At 39.0% G+C, this 20,498-nt stretch carries 17 protein-coding genes; 5 read left to right on the forward strand and 12 right to left on the reverse strand.

Annotated elements, in window-relative coordinates:
• Positions 1 to 126 precede the first annotated feature (126 nt).
• The 6 genes from pgdA to D8855_RS06875 form a co-directional block, all read right to left on the reverse strand.
• Complete coding sequence (gene pgdA / locus D8855_RS06845; RefSeq protein WP_125416673.1) at positions 127 to 1,518, reverse strand: peptidoglycan-N-acetylglucosamine deacetylase PgdA; 1,392 nt, start codon at positions 1,516 to 1,518, stop codon at positions 127 to 129.
• A 136-nt stretch (positions 1,519 to 1,654) separates the two neighbouring features.
• On the reverse strand, positions 1,655 to 3,382 hold the full coding sequence (gene ezrA / locus D8855_RS06850) for a septation ring formation regulator EzrA (protein WP_125416675.1): 1,728 nt from the start codon (positions 3,380 to 3,382) through the stop codon (positions 1,655 to 1,657).
• Between the two features lie 81 nt (positions 3,383 to 3,463).
• Positions 3,464 to 5,410 (reverse strand): DNA topoisomerase (ATP-hydrolyzing) subunit B, encoded by a 1,947-nt coding sequence (gene gyrB / locus D8855_RS06855; protein ID WP_000134040.1) that lies wholly within the window; start codon positions 5,408 to 5,410, stop codon positions 3,464 to 3,466.
• A gap of 14 nt (positions 5,411 to 5,424) precedes the next feature.
• Complete coding sequence (locus tag D8855_RS06860) at positions 5,425 to 5,988, reverse strand: HAD family hydrolase (RefSeq protein ID WP_064276973.1); 564 nt, start codon at positions 5,986 to 5,988, stop codon at positions 5,425 to 5,427.
• Between the two features lie 349 nt (positions 5,989 to 6,337).
• On the reverse strand, positions 6,338 to 7,072 hold the full coding sequence (locus D8855_RS06870; protein WP_004259929.1) for an amino acid ABC transporter ATP-binding protein: 735 nt from the start codon (positions 7,070 to 7,072) through the stop codon (positions 6,338 to 6,340).
• The gene (locus D8855_RS06875) at positions 7,072 to 7,755 is read right to left on the reverse strand and encodes an amino acid ABC transporter permease (protein ID WP_033686685.1); all 684 of its coding nucleotides are present in this window, start codon (positions 7,753 to 7,755) and stop codon (positions 7,072 to 7,074) included. Before D8855_RS06875 ends, D8855_RS06870 begins: the two co-directional genes overlap by 1 nt.
• A 190-nt stretch (positions 7,756 to 7,945) precedes the next feature.
• On the opposite strand from D8855_RS06875, the gene D8855_RS06880 reads away from it, so the two are divergent.
• The 5 genes from D8855_RS06880 (at position 7,946) to D8855_RS06900 (ending at position 12,374) form a co-directional block, all read left to right on the forward strand.
• Positions 7,946 to 8,176: a DUF1797 family protein gene (locus tag D8855_RS06880; protein ID WP_000443570.1), complete on the forward strand. Its 231-nt coding sequence runs from the start codon at positions 7,946 to 7,948 to the stop codon at positions 8,174 to 8,176.
• 229 nt (positions 8,177 to 8,405) lie between these two features.
• Entirely contained in the window at positions 8,406 to 10,664 is a 2,259-nt protein-coding gene (locus D8855_RS06885) for an ATP-dependent Clp protease ATP-binding subunit (protein WP_125416677.1), read from the forward strand.
• Between the two features lie 129 nt (positions 10,665 to 10,793).
• Positions 10,794 to 11,246, forward strand: a complete 453-nt coding sequence (locus D8855_RS06890; protein ID WP_115904774.1) for an NUDIX hydrolase — start codon at positions 10,794 to 10,796, stop codon at positions 11,244 to 11,246.
• Between the two features lie 58 nt (positions 11,247 to 11,304).
• Positions 11,305 to 11,604, forward strand: a complete 300-nt coding sequence (locus D8855_RS06895) for a DUF1827 family protein (protein ID WP_000767189.1) — start codon at positions 11,305 to 11,307, stop codon at positions 11,602 to 11,604.
• A gap of 134 nt (positions 11,605 to 11,738) precedes the next feature.
• Positions 11,739 to 12,374 carry a GNAT family N-acetyltransferase gene (locus tag D8855_RS06900; protein WP_125416679.1) on the forward strand — a complete coding sequence of 212 codons (636 nt, stop codon included), beginning with the start codon at positions 11,739 to 11,741 and terminating at the stop codon, positions 12,372 to 12,374.
• An 83-nt stretch (positions 12,375 to 12,457) separates the two neighbouring features.
• On the opposite strand, the gene metK is transcribed toward D8855_RS06900, so the two are convergent.
• The 6 genes from metK to ftsE form a co-directional block, all read right to left on the reverse strand.
• Complete coding sequence (metK, locus tag D8855_RS06905) at positions 12,458 to 13,648, reverse strand: methionine adenosyltransferase (RefSeq protein ID WP_125416681.1); 1,191 nt, start codon at positions 13,646 to 13,648, stop codon at positions 12,458 to 12,460.
• A gap of 362 nt (positions 13,649 to 14,010) precedes the next feature.
• Positions 14,011 to 15,354 carry a DEAD/DEAH box helicase gene (locus tag D8855_RS06915; RefSeq protein ID WP_125416683.1) on the reverse strand — a complete coding sequence of 448 codons (1,344 nt, stop codon included), beginning with the start codon at positions 15,352 to 15,354 and terminating at the stop codon, positions 14,011 to 14,013.
• 291 nt (positions 15,355 to 15,645) lie between these two features.
• Entirely contained in the window at positions 15,646 to 16,461 is an 816-nt protein-coding gene (locus D8855_RS06920; RefSeq protein WP_125416685.1) for an endonuclease/exonuclease/phosphatase family protein, read from the reverse strand.
• Positions 16,462 to 16,512: 51 nt separating this feature from the next.
• Positions 16,513 to 18,693, reverse strand: coding sequence for a PTS transporter subunit IIBC (locus tag D8855_RS06925; RefSeq protein ID WP_081109260.1), 2,181 nt, complete (start codon positions 18,691 to 18,693; stop codon positions 16,513 to 16,515).
• Positions 18,694 to 18,878: 185 nt separating this feature from the next.
• Positions 18,879 to 19,805, reverse strand: a complete 927-nt coding sequence (ftsX, locus tag D8855_RS06930; RefSeq protein WP_049552615.1) for a permease-like cell division protein FtsX — start codon at positions 19,803 to 19,805, stop codon at positions 18,879 to 18,881.
• Positions 19,798 to 20,490, reverse strand: a complete 693-nt coding sequence (gene ftsE, locus D8855_RS06935) for a cell division ATP-binding protein FtsE (protein WP_004263501.1) — start codon at positions 20,488 to 20,490, stop codon at positions 19,798 to 19,800. The genes ftsX and ftsE overlap by 8 nt, the downstream gene beginning before the upstream one ends.
• Positions 20,491 to 20,498 lie beyond the last annotated feature (8 nt).

Below are 20,498 nucleotides of genomic sequence, written 5' to 3' on the forward strand. Positions count from 1 at the left end.
AAATTGTAATATTAACCAATCCTATCATGAGATTTAAACATAAAAAAATTTAGCCTCGATTAATACAAGACTAAATTTATTTATTGAAAAATTACTTACGATTTAATTAGTTATTCAGCAAAAGTCTTACTGATCACGGTCATAGAATAGTTCATGTGCTTTTAATCGTGAATTAAGCATTTCAGGAACTGTGACAAAGTGATATCCTTGCTCTTTTAGATAATCTATAATCTTTGGTAAAGCATTGACTGTTTCAGCATGGATATCATGCATTAAGATAATCGAACCATTACGAACTTGACGTTGAATCTCTGTCAAAATTGCTGCTTCATTCTTACTCTTCCAATCCAGACTATCCACATCCCACATAATAAAACTCAAATCAAGGCTATTTCGAATGTCGTCTGTAATGGCTCCATAAGGCGGACGCATAAGTTTGGAACTAGAACCCAACACTTTAGTTAGCGCATCCTCAGTATCAGTAATCTGTTTTTTAGCTTCGTCAAGTGAAAGTTTTGAAAGCACTGGATGACTCCAACTATGGTTTCCAATAACATGGCCATCCGATTTCATGCGTTTCAAAATCTCTTCATTTCCAGAAACATTCTTACCTAAAACAAAGAAAGTTGCCTTGATACCATACTTAGAAAGTGTATCTAATGCTTGATTTGTCGTTGCAGGATTTGGTCCATCATCAAAAGTTAGAGCTACCACTTTTTGGTTTTTCTTTTCATAATAAGCCTTATAAAGTTCGGCATCCTTGTCTAATAAATAAGAGGATTGTACTACATCAAAGAAACTAGATACTGGTAAGGCAATCTCATCTAGATTTTCAACTGACTGACTTGGATAAAGGATAATCTGACTATCCTTGTAATCAAAATTCCATCCAGACAAGTCTTGATCAGAGAAGCCTTTAACAACTTGATCAATCTTTTCTTGGTCCAATTTCTTATCCTGTAAGAAAGAGGTGATTTCTTTTAACAACTGCTCTTTGACTTTACTAGGATCTGAAAATAATTGATCAAGTGTAAAAGGTTTACCATCTTCTGTCAAATGGACTTTTGCCAGACTAGTTTTTTCAGTCTCTTCAACTTTTGACAAAGTTAAATCATAGACTTGTTTCATCACACTTCGGTTAACAATCCCTTTTAAAGTCGAATCCTGTTTCTCCGTATAATAAAAAACTAAATTTTCCTTGTCTTCCAGATTTTCCTTAATATCCTGTGTCATGATTTCTTTTACAGATGAAATCACTTGCTCCCCTTGGAGAGGATAATAGGCAATTACTTCGGCTTGTCCCTTACGAAAATGATCTTTCTGATTTCCCTCACTCAATTGATTATCTTTCTCTTTTTTGAGAGATTCAATCCTTTGTTCAAAACTTTGTTTTGTGTATATTTTGTATCCAATCATTGAACCAAGGACGCAAATACTTACCGAAAAGATAGCTACTAGGGCTATTAAACCGATTCTCTTTTTATCGTGCTCAACACGATTTGCTCTACTTTTATCCATAGAAATATCATATCAAATTCAGGCTATAATTTCAATGAGAAATAAGTACTATTACTCGTTTTGAACAAAAAAATAGGCTCCATAATATCTATAGGGGGATTTACCCACAACAAATATTATGGAGCCTTTTATTATGTTAGAAACGAATCGTCTCACGTGTTTTTTCGTATGAAGTGACAAAACGGTTGGTTACACCTGGTTCTGCAACTTCCAAAGCTTGCGAAATCTTATCAAATGAAGCATGGTAATCAAATTCTTTTTCAAAAATTTCTAATGATTCATTAAAAGCTTCTTGAATTCGTTCATCAAATGAGCGGTAACGGTTCGAATACTGTAGCAATTGTTCTGTCAACGTTGCATATTGAACAATATTATAGGTTTCTTCTTCAAGTGCTTCCATATCATTGGTTGTAATTTCAAGCATACGGTTCACAGCTTCGATATTGACCCGAGCTTCTTCTAGTTCAGCCATCAACTCTTCAGTATGGTTACTTGCTGTAAAGAACAACTGTAAGAAATTCTGAGGAATACCTGGAAGATTGCGTTTTTCCATATATCTCTTAATCGTGTGAAGACGATTAACATAAACATTTGCCTTCTGGCGAGCATTGATATCATCTTTTTCAATCTGAGCAAGACGTTGACTAACCGCAACTTGTTCATCTTCAATTTCCTTCAAAGTCGCTTGTAAGTTTTCCAAACGATCTTCAAGGAATGAATAAGGTTCAGAATGTTCCTCTTGTTCAGAAGTTAATTCCAATACTGACTCTTCCAAAGATTCTAACTCAGCTTGTAATCTGTGAACATGACTAACATCCGTTTCAGATAGTAGGTAATTGTTACTCAATCGTTGAATATCTTCCACTAAAACAGCATTACTATCTTTCATGTGTTTCAAATATGTAGGAAGGGTTGTAACTAATCCTTCTACTACTTTTTGAGCAGCGATTTCTCGTGTAAAGATATCATAGAGTGCATTGATTTCTTCTTGAACTTGAGTATTTTCATACTCAGCATTATCCAACTCTAATTGTGCAATATTTTCGTGGTTTTTCTTCAAAGATTCATAAAGCAATTGGAAGCGAGATTCAATATCCGTTTCAGCAAAATGATAGTTAGCATCTAAAAGCTTACGGTAACCGTCTTCCAAATCTTCCAATTGATCAGGTAGCTCTTTAGATAATGTTTTTACAATCGCTGGCAGGCGGTCAACAATGTGACTCAAAGCCAAGATATGATTTTCAGCATTATCCAAAATCACAGCAGCTTCTACTGGGTCACCTGAAGTGTTCAAAGTAACAAACTGAGAAAACTCTGATTGAATATTTTCCAATTGTTTCTCAATTTCAGCTAAACCTTGGCCATATTCTTCAGAATGATCAGCCACTCGGTGTTGCAACTCTTCAAACAAGTCCAAGGTATGAAGAACACGTCCACTATTTTTAGACTCTTGTTTCTCCAAATCTGCTAAAGCATTGCGAATTGCAGCAATATCTTCTTCAATTAAAGTAATTTGGCTCTCGATTTGGTCAATTTGATGACTAGCCTTAAAAAAACGGAATGAATTGTTATAACCTTCTGCCTCGAAAAGATTATTTTCGATATCGGCAAAAGAGTTAAGAGATAGGTCAACCCATTTTTGGTTCCATTCACGGAAAGTCACTTGACTTTGTCCAATCAAGTGCATATTTTTTACAGCTTCAACTTCATCATTAACTGGAAGATTGTACAGCTCTTCTTTTTTCTCTTCTAAAATTGCTAATTTACTTTCATTGCGTTTCCGTACATAAATTGCTATAGCATATGAAATCAGCAATATAATTGCAATTGCAATTATAAGATATACTACTAGACTACCAGACATATTAAACTCCTTTTTTACTTGAAACAATCGTAATGATTATATCATATTTTTTAGACCAAGGGAACTACTTCTCCCGATTTTTTAGACATCAAGTGTACTATAGACGGCATTTTCTTCGATAAATTCACGACGAGGCTCTACTCGATCCCCCATCAACATATCAAAGATTTTATCTGCTTCTGCAGCATCGTCCACAGAAACTCTTGCCATTAAGCGATGTTCGGGATCCATGGTTGTTTCCCACAACTGGTGATCATCCATTTCACCCAAACCTTTATAACGCTGAATGGTTGGTTTGGCACGTCCTTCACTATGGCGGGCCAAAGCTTCTTGGAGTTTAATTTCTTGATCCGCTCCTGGCTGGATATATTCTTTAATCTCGCTTCCAACCTTGACACCATAGATTGGAGGTTGGGCAATATAAACATAACCAGCTTCTAGTATTGGTTTCATATAACGATAAATCAAGGTTAGAAGAAGAGTACGAATGTGGGCTCCATCGACATCGGCATCGGTCATCAAAACAAGTTTTTGGTAACGGGCTTTTGAAACATCAAATTCTGCACCAAATCCTGTTCCCATCGCGGTAAAAAGACTTCTAATTTCTTCATTAGCAAGAATCTTATCCATACTTGCCTTCTCAACGTTCAAAATCTTACCGCGAATTGGAAGGATTGCTTGAAATTCACGGTTACGACCAGATTTTGCTGATCCACCAGCTGAATCTCCTTCGACGATGAAGAGTTCTGTTTCAGCAGGATTGTTAGAAGAGCAGTCTGCTAGTTTACCTGGAAGGTTGGAAATTTCCAAACCAGATTTTTTACGAGTGACTTCACGCGCACGCTTGGCAGCCACACGAGCCTTAGCAGCCAAAATCCCTTTTTCCACAATACGTTTGGCAATCTGTGGATTTTCCATGAGGAAATCAGAGAAGGCATCGCTGAAGAGGCGATTAGTAATCTTGACCACTTCACTATTCCCCAATTTGGTTTTGGTTTGTCCTTCAAACTGTGGATTTGGATGTTTAACTGAGATAACAGCAGTTAATCCTTCACGAACATCTTCCCCTGTTAGGTTGTCTTCATTGTCTTTCAGTAACTTATTTTTACGAGCATAATCGTTGATAACACGTGTCAAGGCTGTACGGAAACCTTGTTCATGCGTTCCACCTTCATGGGTGTGGATATTATTGGCGAAACTCATAACATTTTCATGGTAACCCGTTGTGTACTGCATGGCTACTTCAACTGTGATATCATCCATCTCACCGTCAGTATAGATTGGTGTATCAAAGATAACATCCTTGTTTTCGTTGATGTATTCAACGTAACTAGCAATCCCACCTTCATAGTGGTAATGCTTAGTTTGTTCTAACCCCTCACGCTTATCTGTAATGGAGATTTGAAGACCACGATTTAGAAAGGCCAATTCTTGAATACGTTTATTTAATTTATCAAAGTCAAAAGTGGTTGTTTCAGTGAAAATTTCTGGATCCGGTGTAAAGTGAACTGTTGTTCCCGTTTTATCCGTATCTCCAACTACTTCAAGATCTGCGACAACATGACCACGACGATATTCTTGGTAATGAATCTTACCATTTTTGTGGACATGAACGTCTAATTGAGTTGAAAGGGCGTTAACAACTGAGGACCCCACTCCGTGAAGACCACCTGAGACCTTATATCCGCCACCGCCAAACTTTCCTCCAGCGTGAAGAACAGTAAAGACAGTCTCAACGGCAGGTCGACCTGTTTTTTCCTGAATATCGACGGGGATACCACGCCCATCATCGACAACAGTAATCGAATCATCGGGCTCAATAAAGACTTGAATATGGCTAGCAAATCCTGCCAAGGCTTCATCAATTGAGTTATCAACAATTTCCCAGACTAGATGGTGAAGACCTTCTTTTGAGGTCGATCCGATATACATCCCTGGACGCATACGAACAGCCTCTAAGCCCTCTAAAACTTGAATTTGACTGGCATCATAATCTTGTGCCTGCAGATTTTTAATTTCTTCTGTCATCTTATTCCTTTTTCTTACATGTCTAATACTTGTCTTAAATTCACGATACTGGTAAACAAGTGAGTATCCAATCCTGCAGCTTGACCTGCTTCGATATCAATCGGTCGATCACCAATGACAAGTCCTGAACTAATTTGATACTTTTCTCTTAAATAAATCATGGACTCAGGATCTGGTTTTCTCTTAAAGCCTGAGTTAGAAGTCACCACTTCTGTAAAATAAGCTGCTATAGAGGTTTTTTCTAAAATTTCCAAGACCTGATTATTTCGATGAGAAACCAAAAAATGACGGCCATCTTGATTTGAAATGTCTTCCAATAAACCAGAAACTCCATCAAATAAAATCGGATGTTCTAGCTCTCTGGCTTCATTTTCCTTGTACTTTTCTAAAAAATTCTCTAAGTTGGGAGCGAATATCTCAATCGCAAAATCAGTAGAAACCTTTAAAGCTTGGTAGACACTGTCATGGTCTTGTTTGATGCCATACAATGCCAATGTTTCAACAAAGGCAGCTGTTGAAGTTTCGTAATTATCCAGTAAAGTTCCACCTAAATCCCAGATATAATCGTGATATTTCATACCCTTCATTATAGCATTTTTTTATGAAAAAAGCGATGATTTCCTTGAGTTTTCCACATAAAAAATGCTCTATATTATTTGTAGTGGGTAAATCTATTATAAATACTATGAAACCTATTTTCTTGTAGAAAAAAGTTCCATATGACCCATAATGAAAAGCGACCAAACCATCATTAGAGAGAATCATATGGAACAATTATATTTTAACACAAAACTACTTTATATTAAAAATCCTAATATCCAATTTATGGATGTTATTAATAAGGGGGGTAACTTCTCAAAGTAAGTTCCACTTGACTGGTATTGAGCCTAGCTTTTCACTAATCTTCTCTTGAAAGTTTAAAATAGATTATAAAACCTTACTCAAGAAGTCTTTAGTCCGCTGTTCTTGGGTTTGTTCAAAAATCTGTTCGGGTGTTCCGTCTTCAACAACCACACCGTCTGCCATAAAGATGACACGGTCTGCCACCTCACGAGCAAATCCCATTTCATGTGTTACGATAACCATGGTCATTCCTGACTTGGCTAAGTCTTGCATAACAGCCAACACCTCTCCTACCATTTCAGGGTCCAGGGCTGAAGTTGGCTCGTCAAAGAGCAAGACATCAGGTTCCATAGCTAAACCACGCGCGATGGCAATCCGTTGTTGCTGGCCACCTGACAAACTCTGAGGGTAAGCATCTGCCTTATCTGGTAAACCAACTTTTTCCAAAAGTTCCTTAGCTCTCTTCTCTGCAACTTCCTTACTTTCACCTTTAGTCTTGATAGGAGACAAGGTGATATTTTCCATCACAGTCATATTAGGAAAGAGATTAAATTGTTGGAAAACCATCCCCATCTTCTCACGCATGGCAAAGAGGTCATTCTTCTTGTCCGTAATATCAACTCCCTCAAAGATAACCTTCCCTTTGGTTGCTTCTTCCAACAAATTCATAGAGCGGAGCAAGGTAGATTTCCCGCTTCCTGAAGGACCAATGATAACGACAACTTCCCCTCTTTTAATCTCGAGGTTGATTCCCTTCAATACTTCATTCTTTCCAAAGGATTTATGTAAATTTTCAATTTTTATCAAGGTTTCTGTCATTATTTCTTATCTCCTTGTCCCATACGTTTTTCAAAAGCTTTCAAGGCTACTGTCAAAATAGAAGTCATAATCAAGTAATAAAAGGCTGCAAATAAAAGTGGTGTCAAAGGTAGATAGGTTGTTGTAGAAACTGTTGTAGCTCCGTTCCACAACTCCATGACACCAATAGCTGATAAAAGAGAACTATCCTTGATAATGGTGATAAATTCGTTCCCCAATGCTGGCAAAATATTTTTGATAGCTTGTGGCAAAATCACATAGCGCATCGCATTTTTAGGACGAATCCCTAAAGAATAGGCCGCCTCTAACTGACCCTTAGGAACTGCATTAATCCCAGCACGAACAGTCTCAGAAACATAAGCACCACTGTTCATAGAGATAATCAAAATCCCTGGAATCAGACGAGAAAGGTCAACACCTAAAATTCCAACCTGAATAGTCGGAGCATTGATGTGCATAAGGGCAAAGGCAATCATAATCTGAACCATCATCGGTGTCCCACGGAAAATCCAAACGTACAAGTTGGCGAGCCAAACAAACGGTTTAAACTTTGAACGTTGCCCAAAAGCCAAGACAACACCCAAAATAGTTCCCAAAAAGACAACACAGATAGAAATGAGAACCGTCACGACAGCCCCATAGTTAAAATAAGGTAAATACTTAGGTAAAAAAGAAAAATTCATAGTCACACTGCTTTCTAAAATAGAATACTGTATGATTATAACATGGAATGAATTAAAATTCAAATCTTTTGTCTAATTTATTCAAAAAATCTTTAAGCTGGTAGAATTAGCGAGAAATCTTAGTTTTTTCTAGGCAAGTTGGCCTCCTTTATGGTAAAATAGTAACGATAAGAAATGAAGGAGAATCAAAATGGAATCACATTTGGTTAGAATCATCAACCGCCTTGAAGCAATGGCTAAAGACGGCGGAAATTTAAAACGTAATTTTGAACGCGAAGGAGTTGTTGTTGCAGAAGTTGCATACAGCCACGACGAAGAAAACGGCTCAATCTTTACCCTTCGTGATGTCGAAGCTCGCGAAACTTATACGTTTGACAGCATTGACTTGATTGCAATGGAGATTTACGAACTCCTTTACTAATACAAAACAAGCTGGGTTACACCCTGCATGTCTAACCAAAATCCTTTTTGTCTCACAAATAGGATTTTTTTATTCCCTAAAATCACAAAAATTTTCCTTGTAACAACTTCTCAAAGCTGCAATCTTTTTACTTGCTTTACACCCCAATCCTGTTATAATGAGAGTATAGAAATTTGACTATTTTTGACCTTTAAACAGGTCAGGCTAAAGAAAGAAATGAGGTAGATGTATGCTTTGTCAAAACTGTAAAATCAATGACTCAACAATTCATCTTTATACCAATCTTAACGGAAAGCAAAAACAAATTGACCTTTGTCAAAACTGCTATAAGATTATCAAGATGGATCCTAACAATAGCCTCTTTAAAGGTATGACGGATCTGAACAATCGTGACTTTGATCCCTTTGGTGATTTCTTCAATGACCTAAACAATTTTAGACCTTCTAACAACACTCCTCCGACTCCCCCAACCCAATCAGGTGGAGGTTACGGTGGAAACGGCGGTTATGGTTCCCAAAATCGTGGACCTGCTCAAACTCCTCCACCAAGCCAAGAAAAAGGCCTGCTGGAAGAATTTGGTATCAACGTAACTGAAATTGCCCGTCGTGGAGATATAGATCCCGTTATTGGACGCGATGATGAGATTATCCGTGTCATTGAGATTCTCAATCGCAGAACCAAGAATAATCCTGTTCTTATCGGTGAACCAGGTGTCGGGAAAACTGCCGTTGTCGAAGGTCTAGCTCAGAAAATCGTTGATGGCGATGTTCCACATAAACTCCAAGGCAAACAAGTCATCCGTCTGGATGTGGTTAGCCTAGTTCAAGGAACGGGTATCCGAGGACAATTTGAAGAACGCATGCAAAAGCTCATGGAAGAAATTCGCAAACGTGAGGATATTATCCTCTTTATCGATGAAATCCATGAAATTGTCGGTGCGGGATCTGCGGGCGATGGCAATATGGATGCAGGAAATATCCTCAAGCCAGCCCTTGCTCGTGGTGAACTGCAACTGGTCGGTGCAACTACCCTCAATGAATACCGCATCATTGAAAAAGATGCTGCCCTAGAACGCCGTATGCAACCTGTTAAGGTCGATGAACCAACAGTGGACGAAACAATCACAATCCTCAAAGGTATTCAAAAGAAATACGAAGACTACCACCACGTTCAATATACCGATGCTGCGATTGAAGCAGCTGCAACTCTTTCCAATCGCTACATCCAAGATCGCTTCTTGCCTGACAAGGCCATCGACCTCCTGGATGAAGCTGGTTCAAAGATGAACTTGACCTTGAATTTTGTCGATCCTAAAGTAATCGATCAGCGCTTGATTGAGGCTGAAAATCTTAAATCTCAAGCTACACGAGAGGAAGATTTTGAGAAGGCCGCCTACTTCCGCGACCAGATTGCCAAGTATAAGGAAATGCAAAAGAAAAAGGTCACAGACCAAGATACTCCTATCATCAGTGAGAAAACCATTGAGCACATTATCGAGCAGAAAACCAATATCCCTGTTGGTGATTTGAAAGAGAAAGAACAATCTCAACTCATCCATCTAGCTGAAGACCTCAAGTCTCATGTTATTGGCCAAGATGATGCAGTCGATAAGATTGCCAAGGCTATTCGCCGGAATCGTGTCGGTCTCGGTACGCCTAACCGTCCAATTGGAAGCTTCCTCTTTGTCGGACCAACTGGTGTCGGTAAGACAGAACTTTCCAAACAACTGGCCATCGAACTCTTTGGTTCTGCTGACAGCATGATTCGCTTTGACATGAGCGAATACATGGAAAAACACAGCGTGGCTAAGTTGGTCGGCGCCCCTCCAGGTTATGTTGGCTACGATGAGGCTGGGCAATTAACTGAAAAAGTCCGCCGCAATCCATATTCTCTTATTCTCTTGGATGAAGTAGAGAAAGCCCATCCAGATGTTATGCATATGTTCCTTCAAGTCTTGGACGATGGTCGTTTGACAGATGGGCAAGGACGCACCGTTAGCTTCAAGGACGCTATCATCATCATGACTTCAAATGCAGGTACAGGTAAGGCAGAAGCCAGCGTTGGATTTGGGGCCGCTCGCGAAGGACGTACCAATTCTGTTCTCGGTGAACTCGGTAACTTCTTTAGCCCAGAGTTTATGAACCGTTTTGATGGTATTATCGAATTTAAGGCTCTCAGCAAGGACAACCTCCTTCAGATTGTCGAGCTTATGCTAGCAGACGTTAACAAGCGCCTTTCTAGCAACAACATTCATTTAGATGTGACAGACAAGGTCAAGGAAAAATTAGTTGACCTCGGTTATGATCCAAAAATGGGAGCACGCCCACTTCGTCGTACTATTCAAGACTATATAGAGGACGCAATCACTGACTACTACCTTGAAAATCCAAGTGAAAAAGACCTCAAAGCAGTTATGACCAGCAAGGGCAAGATTCAAATTAAGTCTGCCAAAAAAGCTGAAGTAAAAACTTCTGAAAAAGAAGTATAAATCCTACAGAAAAGGAGTAGAAAATGAAAATTTTCTGCTCCTTTTTATTAAAATAACTATAAATTCTTGACAGCTCGGTCTTTCTTCATTAAGATAATAATAAAGATAATAAATAATGAGGAAAATCCAATGGCAAACCCAACTTTCGGAGAAAAGAAAGCAAATACAGACTATGTTTCACGCTATGGCGTATATGCAGTTATCCCTGATGCTGAACAAAAACAAATTGTTCTTGTTCAAGCACCTAATGGTGCTTGGTTCCTACCAGGTGGTGAAATTGAAACAGGTGAAAATCATCAAGAAGCCCTAAAGCGTGAATTGATTGAAGAGCTTGGCTTTACAGCTGAAATTGGTACCTATTACGGACAAGCTGACGAATATTTCTATTCTCGTCACCGTGACACCTACTACTACAATCCAGCCTACCTCTATGAAGCGATTTCTTTCAAAGAAGTGCAAAAGCCACTAGAAGACTTTAATCATATTGCCTGGTTCCCTATTGATGAGGCTATTGAAAACCTCAAACGTGGTAGCCATAAATGGGCTATCGAATCTTGGAAAAAACAGCATAAGATTGGCTAAATCAAGCTACTTTATTCAAAAAGTGCTATAATAGAATTAGAAAATCGGAGGAAATGTTATGAAGCTTATCAATACAACAAACTCACACTCGCAACTTGTAAAAAGCCAGCTAGAAAGTACAGATGCAACCCTTGTTGAAGTTTATTCTGCAGGGAATACAGATGTTATTTTTACCCAAGCTCCGCTTCACTATGAAATCCTCATCTCAAACAAACACCGCGCTATTCGCGAACCTGAAATCGAAGCTATTCAAGAATTTTTCTTGAAACGTAAAATTGATAAGGACTCTATTGATGAAGCCAATATCAAAACCCTCTATTCAGAAAAATTAATTGGAATTTCGATTCCAACCAAATAAAATCTTGGAGAGATTAGAAAGTGCTTTGAACCTTATGGAACAAAATTAGGTTTATTTAGCTTTTTAAATCATCTCCAATTTTTTATCTTGAAATCCTATCATACACAATTTTATAGGTAACAAAGGAGACAAGCATGGGAGACATGATATATCGAGAGGCAAGACTTGAAGAATACGAAAAAATTGGAAAACTATTAGCCAATTCCTTTCTTGACTATCCCTTTTTAACGATTATAAGGGATGATTTAAAGAAGCCTGATTATTATCCTAATTTTGTAGAAACATTACAAACAATGCTTACCAGAGTCTATATTAAAAAAGGAAACTGTTTAGTTGCGGAACAAGATGGAGAATTACTTGCAGTTGCCCTTTTGCAACAAAATGATTTCTGTATACTATCCTATCTACGAAATGGTGGGACAAACATTTTTCGCTACATTCGACCACAAAATCTCCTTAAATACTTTGACTTTGTAAAACGTTCCAAAAAGCATTTAGAACAATCAGGGGAGTTTGATTGGTATTTGATGGCTTTAGCTGTCAATATAGAAAGTAAGGGGCGGGGAATAGGCAGTACTTTTCTGACACAAGGGATTGAACCTTATGTCAAATCAAAAGGCTGTAAACACTTGGGACTCATAACTAGTACAGCTAGAAATACCTCATTCTACAAAAAAAACGATTATGTATTACTGGACTATATGGACTTAAAATACGGGGCAAAATCAATTGGTAACTGGGCATTTTTAAAAACAATGAATAAATTATAACAGGCCAGCAATTTACAAATCCTATTTAAATAAGGATAACTTATATTTATAAAAACCAACGTTCAAAACGTTGGTTTTCTTATCTATTTGACTGCTTCTTTCAAAGTATCTACCTTATCCAAACGTTCCCATGGAAGGTCAATATCTGTACGTCCCATGTGTCCATAAGCCGCTGTTTGACGGTAAATTGGACGCTTGAGGTCTAGCATTTGGATTATCCCTGCAGGGCGAAGATCAAAGATTTGACGAGCTGCTTTTTCAAGCTTGCTTTCAGCTACTGTTCCTGTACCAAAGGTATCGATACGAACAGAAACAGGTTGCGCAACACCGATAGCGTAGGCCAGTTGCACTTCTGCCTTCTTAGCAAGACCTGCTGCAACGATATTCTTGGCAATGTAGCGAGCCGCATATGACGCAGAACGGTCCACCTTAGTCGCATCTTTACCAGAGAAAGCACCACCGCCGTGACGAGAGTAGCCACCATATGTATCTACGATAATCTTACGACCAGTCAAACCTGAGTCCCCTTGAGGTCCACCGATTACAAAACGACCAGTAGGATTGATGAAGAATTTTGTTTGCTCATCCAAGTAAGAGGCTGGAATAACCTCTTTAATGACCTTGTTAATCACATCATTATGAATTTGTTCGTTGCTGACTTCTGGATCGTGCTGAGTTGAAATAACAACTGTGTCCACACGTACTGGACGGTCATTTTCATCATACTCAACAGTAACTTGTGATTTAGCATCTGGGCGAAGATAGCTGATTTCCCCAGACTTACGAAGTTCTGACAGACGACGAACCAATTTATGACTGAGTGAGATTGGCAATGGCATGAGCTCTTCTGTTTCATCCACTGCAAATCCAAACATGAGCCCTTGGTCACCAGCGCCAATCAGGTCAAGCGGATCTTGGTCTGCATTCCCACGAACCTCCAAGGCTTCGTTAACACCTTGAGCAATGTCAGGAGATTGTTCCACCAAAGATGGATGTACTCCTACAGTCTCAGCAGAAAAACCATATTCTGTATTGGTGTAGCCAATCTCTGCAATAGTGTCACGAACCACACGGTTAATATCCACATAAGCATTTGTAGATATTTCACCAAAAACATGGACGGAACCAGTATATACAGCTGTCTCAGCAGCAACGTGCGCCTCTGGATCCTTAGATAAAATAGCATCCAAAATCGCATCTGAAATTTGGTCTGCAATCTTATCCGGATGCCCCTCAGATACAGATTCAGACGTGAATAATTTACGTTCTGACATAAAAATGTCCCCCCTTAAAAATAGTGTTATAGAGTTACAAAGTACTGATAGGTATTTTTATTCTATAAGAGTTACGACGCAAAAGAAATAAAAACGATACTTTTTTATTTCTGAAGCTAGTAAGGCGCATAGGATGACCGCACTATAGCGGCAACCGTATGGAGCCGTCAGTCTTTGCGAATTACAAAGTACTGATAGGAAAACTCTTAGTGATAAATACCTACCATCTTATCGGGACTATATAACTTTATCATTATACCATTTTTTAGCGCAATTTGCAGTCTTTAATGTAGTGTTTCTATTTAGATAGTTCGTTCTCATAAATAAAAAAAAATTGGAGCTCAGTACTCCAACTTTTTCTATTAAAATGTTTGGCGTTTTGCTTTACGCTCTGCACGACCGCGAGCACGATTTTCAGCACGCTTGGTCTTGCGACGTTTTTCATCAACCGCCCATTTAATTTTTTTCTTATAACCTGGTTTGACTTTTTTCTTTTTCTTTTTAACCAAACCAATCATTTCGATATCGAGCTTATCTTGTTTTTTCTCACGGTTTGCACGACGATCACGGTCATAGGTATCTTGAAATTCCCCATCTTTGACCATCTTAGGAGTAAACTTGATTCCCAATTTCTCCAACTCACGAATATCCGAGTCATCACTTGGCTGATAAAGGGTAATAGCTGTACCTGGTAGGCCTTTTCGTCCAGTACGACCAACACGGTGAACAAAGAAGGACAAATCTTGCGGAATGGCATCATTGATGACATGGCTGACACCTTCAATGTCAATTCCACGCGCTGCCAAATCTGTTGCGACAATATACTCAAAATCCAGATTTTTAACCTGGTTCATGATACGTTTGCGCTCACGAGGGGCAATATCTCCATGAATCTTCGCTACCTTCAATCCTTGAGCAGTCAGATATGAATGCAATTCATCAGCACGTGTTTTAGTGTTAACAAAAATCATTGCCAAATAAGGTTGCATCAACTGAGTCAACTGATAAATTTGAGCATTCTTATCGCGTCCTTTTGTCGAAATCAACCAATTATCAATGGTATCAGAAATGACCGTTTTGGTCTTGATTTTTTCCATAACAGGATTTGACAAGTATTTTTTCAAGAATGGTTGCAGTTTTTGTGGGATAGTCGCTGAGAAGACCATGAATTGCAGGTCTTTTGGAAGGCTGCCAGCAATCTTATCAACAGTTTCCAAGAATCCCATATCCAAGGTCATGTCTGCCTCATCGACCACAAAGTTCTTGGCCTTGTGAATAGCCAAATCACCGGATTTAACCAAGTCATAGATACGTCCAGGCGTTCCGATAACAATATGAGGCTGGTTACTTGCCAATTTCTCAATCTGGCGAGCCTTATCTGTCCCCCCCACATAATTAACCACACGAACTTCCATTTCTGAGTGGGCTGCAATCTGACGAGCTGCTTGGTAAATCTGAGTAGCCAACTCACGGCTCGGTGCCGTAATGACTGCTTGAACACTATCACTAGCTTCATCTAATTGCTGAAAAATCGGTAACAAGAAAGTGTGAGTCTTACCTGAACCTGTTTTTGATTCTCCAACCAAATCTCGGCCTGCCAGGACAATGGGAATCAACTTATCTTGTACCTCTGTTGGAGTTGTAAATTTCAACTCCTCCAAGGCTTCTCTAATATAGTTTTTAAATTGAAATTTCGTAAATGACATAATACCCTCGATTCTATCTATCCTATCAATTATACCACATTTTATTCCATTTCAGTAGTCTCACTTATTTAGGCTATTTACAGTAGCTTTTCTAATCAGAAAAAGGCTGGAATGTTATAATTCCAACCTCTTTTCATACTCAATGAAAATCAAAGAGCAAACTAGGAAACTAGCCGCAGGTTGCTCAAAACAGTGTTTCGAGGTTGCAGATAGAACTGACGAAGTCAGTAACATCTATACGGCAAGGCGACGTTGACGTGGTTTGAAGAGATTTTCAAAGAGTATCAGTTATTATTTCCAGTTTAAAATAGCATTCAAGCCATAGTGATCACTAACTTGTGGACTCTTGTTGCCATCAAATACGACATGTAAATTTTCCACCGCTAACTCTTTGGTAATAAAAACATAGTCGATTCGAAGGGGTTCTGTGTTCCCCTTCCAGCCATCAATTTCTGGTGGAACAGTATAGCTACCACTTTTATCTTGAGCAACTTCAAATGCGTCTTGTAAACCTAATGGGCTAGCTAAAATAGCTTTGTAACCTTCCTGACCAGCTGGGTTATTGAAATCTCCAGCCAGCAAAAGTGGCTTGTTCAATTCTTTCAAGACAGCCTCAAATCGTGCCCATTCTTCTTGGAAACCTTTATCCCACCAAGAAAGATGGACACTGGCAACTGCAAGTTCATTACCATCGACTACAGTTTCAGCCAGGGCGACACGGCGAGTATGATAGTCTGTTGGATCATCCACATCTGAAACCAAAATTTCTCTTGCTTCAATAGGTGTTTTAGACAAGATAGCCACACCTTCATGGTAGCGGTCATAACCAATATGGTTATAGGCCCAAGTCCAGTAGTAATCTTTCCCTTGCTCTGACAACTTTTCAACCAAGAGTCTAACATAATGGTCTTGGTGAATAGGCTCAGCTGCTGGCAAAGCTTGATAAAGGTCATTAACCTCCACCTCTGGCGAAGTAATCTCCTGATTGATTTCTTGGAAACAAATCAAATCATAATCTTTATCAAGAATATCTTCAAGCAAGAGCTGGAATTTTTCCTCAGCTTCTTTTTCCATCCAGCTATGAGTATTGAGTGTTAAAAATTTCATGTTTTTCTCCTAAAACAAGAGGTTGGAAAACAGCTTCCAACCTCAAGTGTATTACAATTCTACTTTAGCAACTGCTGTTTTAGCTGCAAGAGAACCTGTTTGTTCTAATTTAACTGATTTAATAGCTTCAGCATTTGTGAAGACAACCACTGTTGAAGTTTCACGACCTGCTGCACGGATAGCATCCAAGTCAGCTGTGACAAGAAGATCACCTGCTGCAACTTTTTGTCCTTCAGCTACATGAACAGTAAATGGTTTTCCTTCAAGACTTACTGTGTCCAAACCAATGTGAACAAGTACTTCAAGACCCGCTTCAGTCACAAGACCAAGAGCATGTTTTGTAGGGAAGATGCTTGATACAGTACCTGAAACTGGAGATACAATGTTTCCATTTGCAGGTTCTACAGCAAATCCGTCACCCATCATTTTTTGAGCAAATACTGGATCTTTTACTTGTTCCAAGGCAACAACTTGACCGTCAGCTACTGAGTAAACTTCCTCAGTAAGACCTTTGAATTGAACAGTGTTTTGTTGCGCTTCTGTCATTTGAGTTGGAAGAGTTTCAGGAATGATTTCACCTGAATCAAGGATATCTTGGATATCAGATTTCAATACGTCTGCTTTTGGACCGTAGATAGCTTGAACTCCTTGTCCTTTCATGACAAGACCCATAGCTCCTTCTGCTTTCCATTGTTCTGCATCACCGACTTTGTCAGCATCTTTTACAGTTACACGAAGACGAGTCATACATGCATCAACATCAACGATGTTTGCACGTCCACCAAGAAGATTGATAATGTTTACAGCTTGAGAACCTGCTGCAACTTTCACTTCGCTGCTAGCTTCTTCTGAACCTTCAGCAGTTTCGTAATTTCCGTTACGTCCTGGAGTTGCGTAGTTGAATTTTTGAATCATGAAGTTTGCGATAAAGTACATGATTACGGCAAAGAGAACAGTTACCCAGATAAAGTTAACAATATCCATACCGATACCAGCGCTAATCGCAATAGGTGTACGAGTCAAGAACTCGATTGAACCGAATGAGTGCATACGTAGGTTCACGACGTCAGCCATAGCGAAGGCCGCACCTTGAACAAGTGAGTAAACAAGATACATAGGTGTTGCTACAAACATGAACATGTATTCGATTGGTTCAGTAACCCCTGTCAAGAATGTTGCAAGAGCTGTCGCAATCATCATACCTTTATATTGATGTTTCTTATCAGCATCAACATTACGGTAGATAGCCACGATCACACCCATCAAGATACCGAATGAACCGATCATTTGTCCAACTTTGAAACGAGCTGGGTGAACAGTATCTAACAATTGTTGGTAGTGACTTGCATCAGTACCTTTGAGGTTAACAAGGTCTGTTACCCATGCAAGCCATAGTGGGTCTTGACCAAATACTTGAGTACCTTTAGCTGCACCAGTTAAAATGTCATAAGTACCACCAAGAGCTGTGTAGTTCATTGGGATAGTCAACATATGGTGAAGACCAAATGGCAAGAGCAAACGTTCCAAAGTACCATACAAGAATGGTGCAAGGATTGGAGCAGTTTCTTGTGAGTTGGCAATCCAGATACCAAAGCTATTGATACCTGTTTGAACTACTGGCCAGAAGGCAGCAAGTAGAATTGCAGCGATTGCTGAACGAAGAATAACTACAAATGGTACAAAACGTTTCCCGTTGAAGAATGAAAGTGCATCAGGAAGTTTACGGAAGTTGTAGTATTTATTGTAAGCAGTTGCCCCTACAAAACCTGAGATAATCCCTACAAACACACCCATGTTCAATGCTGGAGCTTCAAGAACACTGATGAAGTAATCAGCAACTTTGATTGAACCACCAAAGAGAGTTGTGACCATAGCATCTGGATTTTTCAACATATCTCCTGATACACCAAAGATTGTACCAGTGATACGGTTAATCAAGATGAAGGCAAGACCAGCGGCGAAAGCACCACCAGCACGTTCTTTAGCCCAGCTTCCTCCAATTGCTAGGGCAAACAAAATGTGAAGGTTACCGATAACCCCCCAACCAATTTGCTCAAGAATTCCACCTGTAACTACAAGTGGTGCAAAAGTTGGGTTAATCATTACGATAGACTTACCGATTGAAATCATCAAACCAGCAGCCGGCATAACCGCGATAACCACCATCAAAGCCTTACCGAATTTTTGCCAAAACTCGAAAGACAAGACATTTTTGAATGTATCTTTCATCATTCAAATCTCCTTTATTCTTATTTAGGCAAACGTTTTACGAAAACGTTTGCACTTAACTATGTATTAATTATACCACTTTAATTTTTTTTGTAAAGGCTTTTATAAAAAAAAGTAGACTTTTTTCTAAAATTTTTGTAGAAAAAAAGGAGATATTAAAACCTCCTCAAATATACTTCTATTTTATTTTAGATTTTCAGGAATCGGCGCATTGAAATTCCTGATCCGATTGAACCGATAAAAATTCCAATCACAAATAATAGAGCAATCATCAGTGGACTGAATATTTCTGGTGATATCATCGAAAGGTTCTGACCAACCAATGACTTATTAACCGATTGGTAAACCATTTTATAGACAATAAATACCAAAACTGATGGAAGTGTTGCTCCAAGCAAACCAATGAAGGCACCTTCAAGCAAGAAAGGCCCGCGGATATAGCCATTCTTAGCACCTACTAAACGCATGATTTGAATTTCACGGCTTCGTGAAATGATGGTGATACGTATAGTATTAGAAATCAAGAACACTGCAATGAAAATCAATAATCCCGCGATAACTAGTCCCCAGACACGAATAAATGAGGCTAACTTAAACAAGCGTTCTGTATTAGCACCACCATCTTGAACTTCTGATACACCTTCGATTTTTTTAGCCTCTTCTGCTACTGTCTTTACATCACTTGGTGTATTGGTATCAACGATATATGCATCATAGAGAGGATTGGCATCGCCTTCAAAGATTTTCCAGTTGTCCCCCATTGTTTCTGTCAACTTTTCATATTGTTCTTCTTTACTTGAAAACGTAACACTTTTAACGGTTGACATACTTTTCAAAGCATCATATACCTTGTGGTAGTCGTTATTTGTAACAGTTTGACCTTCTTTTTCAATAGTCTCACTATTATCAGCTACGTCCTTACGAATGTATACCATTACTCGGACATTATTTTCGATATCTGTAGCTAGTTTAGCCGTATTAAAGATAACAGATGCAAATATTGCAACCAAGGTCAAAGTAATCATAACTGAACTGACAGCAGCTACTGTCATCCAGCCATTTCGTTTCAAACTTTTTAATGATTCAAATAAATGACGAAAAAATCTACTAATCATCGTATCCATATTCTCCTTTAGCTTCGTCACGAACGACACGGCCATTTTCAATGGCAATGACACGGTGGCGCAAGGTATTTACAATCTGACTGTTGTGGGTAGCCATCAAGACAGTTGTACCTTGGAGATTGATGCGTTCCAGCAAGTTCATAATTTCCCATGAATTATCTGGGTCCAAGTTTCCTGTTGGTTCGTCCGCAATCAATACTTTTGGATTGTTTACAATGGCACGTGCTATCGCAATCCGTTGCTGTTCTCCCCCTGAAAGTTCATTTGGGAAAGAACGAACCTTATGCTTCAATCCAACCAAGTCTAAAACTTCCATAACACGTTTTTTGATATTACGGCGGCTCTCACCAATAACTTCCATTGCATAAGCAATATTTTCATAAACGGTTTTCTTTGGTAACAGTTTATAATCTTGGAAGACAACCCCAACACTACGACGTAGGAGAGGGACATCTTTCTTTTTAATTTTAACCAGATTAAAACCAGCAACAGTTAAGCTTCCTTTTTCGATTTTTACTTCACGGTACAAAGCTCTAATAAATGTTGATTTCCCAGCTCCTGACGGACCTACGATATAGGCAAATTCCCCGGGTTCAACAGTGACTGAGACACCTCGCAAAGCAGTCGTTCCGTTGTCGTATTTTTTGACGACATCTCTCATTTCAATGATTGACATGTGAGTTC

The sequence above is a fragment of the Streptococcus mitis genome, from assembly GCF_003942685.1.
GTDB lineage: Bacteria > Bacillota > Bacilli > Lactobacillales > Streptococcaceae > Streptococcus > Streptococcus mitis_CD.

Excerpts from the sequence above, each read along its gene's own strand:
- pgdA (WP_125416673.1), bottom strand. The coding sequence starts at position 1,518 with ATGGATAAAAGTAGAGCAAATCGTGTTGAGCACGATAAAAAGAGAATC.
- ezrA (WP_125416675.1), bottom strand. The coding sequence starts at position 3,382 with ATGTCTGGTAGTCTAGTAGTATATCTTATAATTGCAATTGCAATTATA.
- gyrB (WP_000134040.1), bottom strand. The coding sequence starts at position 5,410 with ATGACAGAAGAAATTAAAAATCTGCAGGCACAAGATTATGATGCCAGT.
- D8855_RS06860 (WP_064276973.1), bottom strand. The coding sequence starts at position 5,988 with ATGAAATATCACGATTATATCTGGGATTTAGGTGGAACTTTACTGGAT.
- D8855_RS06870 (WP_004259929.1), bottom strand. The coding sequence starts at position 7,072 with ATGACAGAAACCTTGATAAAAATTGAAAATTTACATAAATCCTTTGGA.
- D8855_RS06875 (WP_033686685.1), bottom strand. The coding sequence starts at position 7,755 with ATGAATTTTTCTTTTTTACCTAAGTATTTACCTTATTTTAACTATGGG.
- D8855_RS06880 (WP_000443570.1), top strand. The coding sequence starts at position 7,946 with ATGGAATCACATTTGGTTAGAATCATCAACCGCCTTGAAGCAATGGCT.
- D8855_RS06885 (WP_125416677.1), top strand. The coding sequence starts at position 8,406 with ATGCTTTGTCAAAACTGTAAAATCAATGACTCAACAATTCATCTTTAT.
- D8855_RS06890 (WP_115904774.1), top strand. The coding sequence starts at position 10,794 with ATGGCAAACCCAACTTTCGGAGAAAAGAAAGCAAATACAGACTATGTT.
- D8855_RS06895 (WP_000767189.1), top strand. The coding sequence starts at position 11,305 with ATGAAGCTTATCAATACAACAAACTCACACTCGCAACTTGTAAAAAGC.
- D8855_RS06900 (WP_125416679.1), top strand. The coding sequence starts at position 11,739 with ATGGGAGACATGATATATCGAGAGGCAAGACTTGAAGAATACGAAAAA.
- metK (WP_125416681.1), bottom strand. The coding sequence starts at position 13,648 with ATGTCAGAACGTAAATTATTCACGTCTGAATCTGTATCTGAGGGGCAT.
- D8855_RS06915 (WP_125416683.1), bottom strand. The coding sequence starts at position 15,354 with ATGTCATTTACGAAATTTCAATTTAAAAACTATATTAGAGAAGCCTTG.
- D8855_RS06920 (WP_125416685.1), bottom strand. The coding sequence starts at position 16,461 with ATGAAATTTTTAACACTCAATACTCATAGCTGGATGGAAAAAGAAGCT.
- D8855_RS06925 (WP_081109260.1), bottom strand. The coding sequence starts at position 18,693 with ATGATGAAAGATACATTCAAAAATGTCTTGTCTTTCGAGTTTTGGCAA.
- ftsX (WP_049552615.1), bottom strand. The coding sequence starts at position 19,805 with ATGATTAGTAGATTTTTTCGTCATTTATTTGAATCATTAAAAAGTTTG.
- ftsE (WP_004263501.1), bottom strand. The coding sequence starts at position 20,490 with ATGTCAATCATTGAAATGAGAGATGTCGTCAAAAAATACGACAACGGA.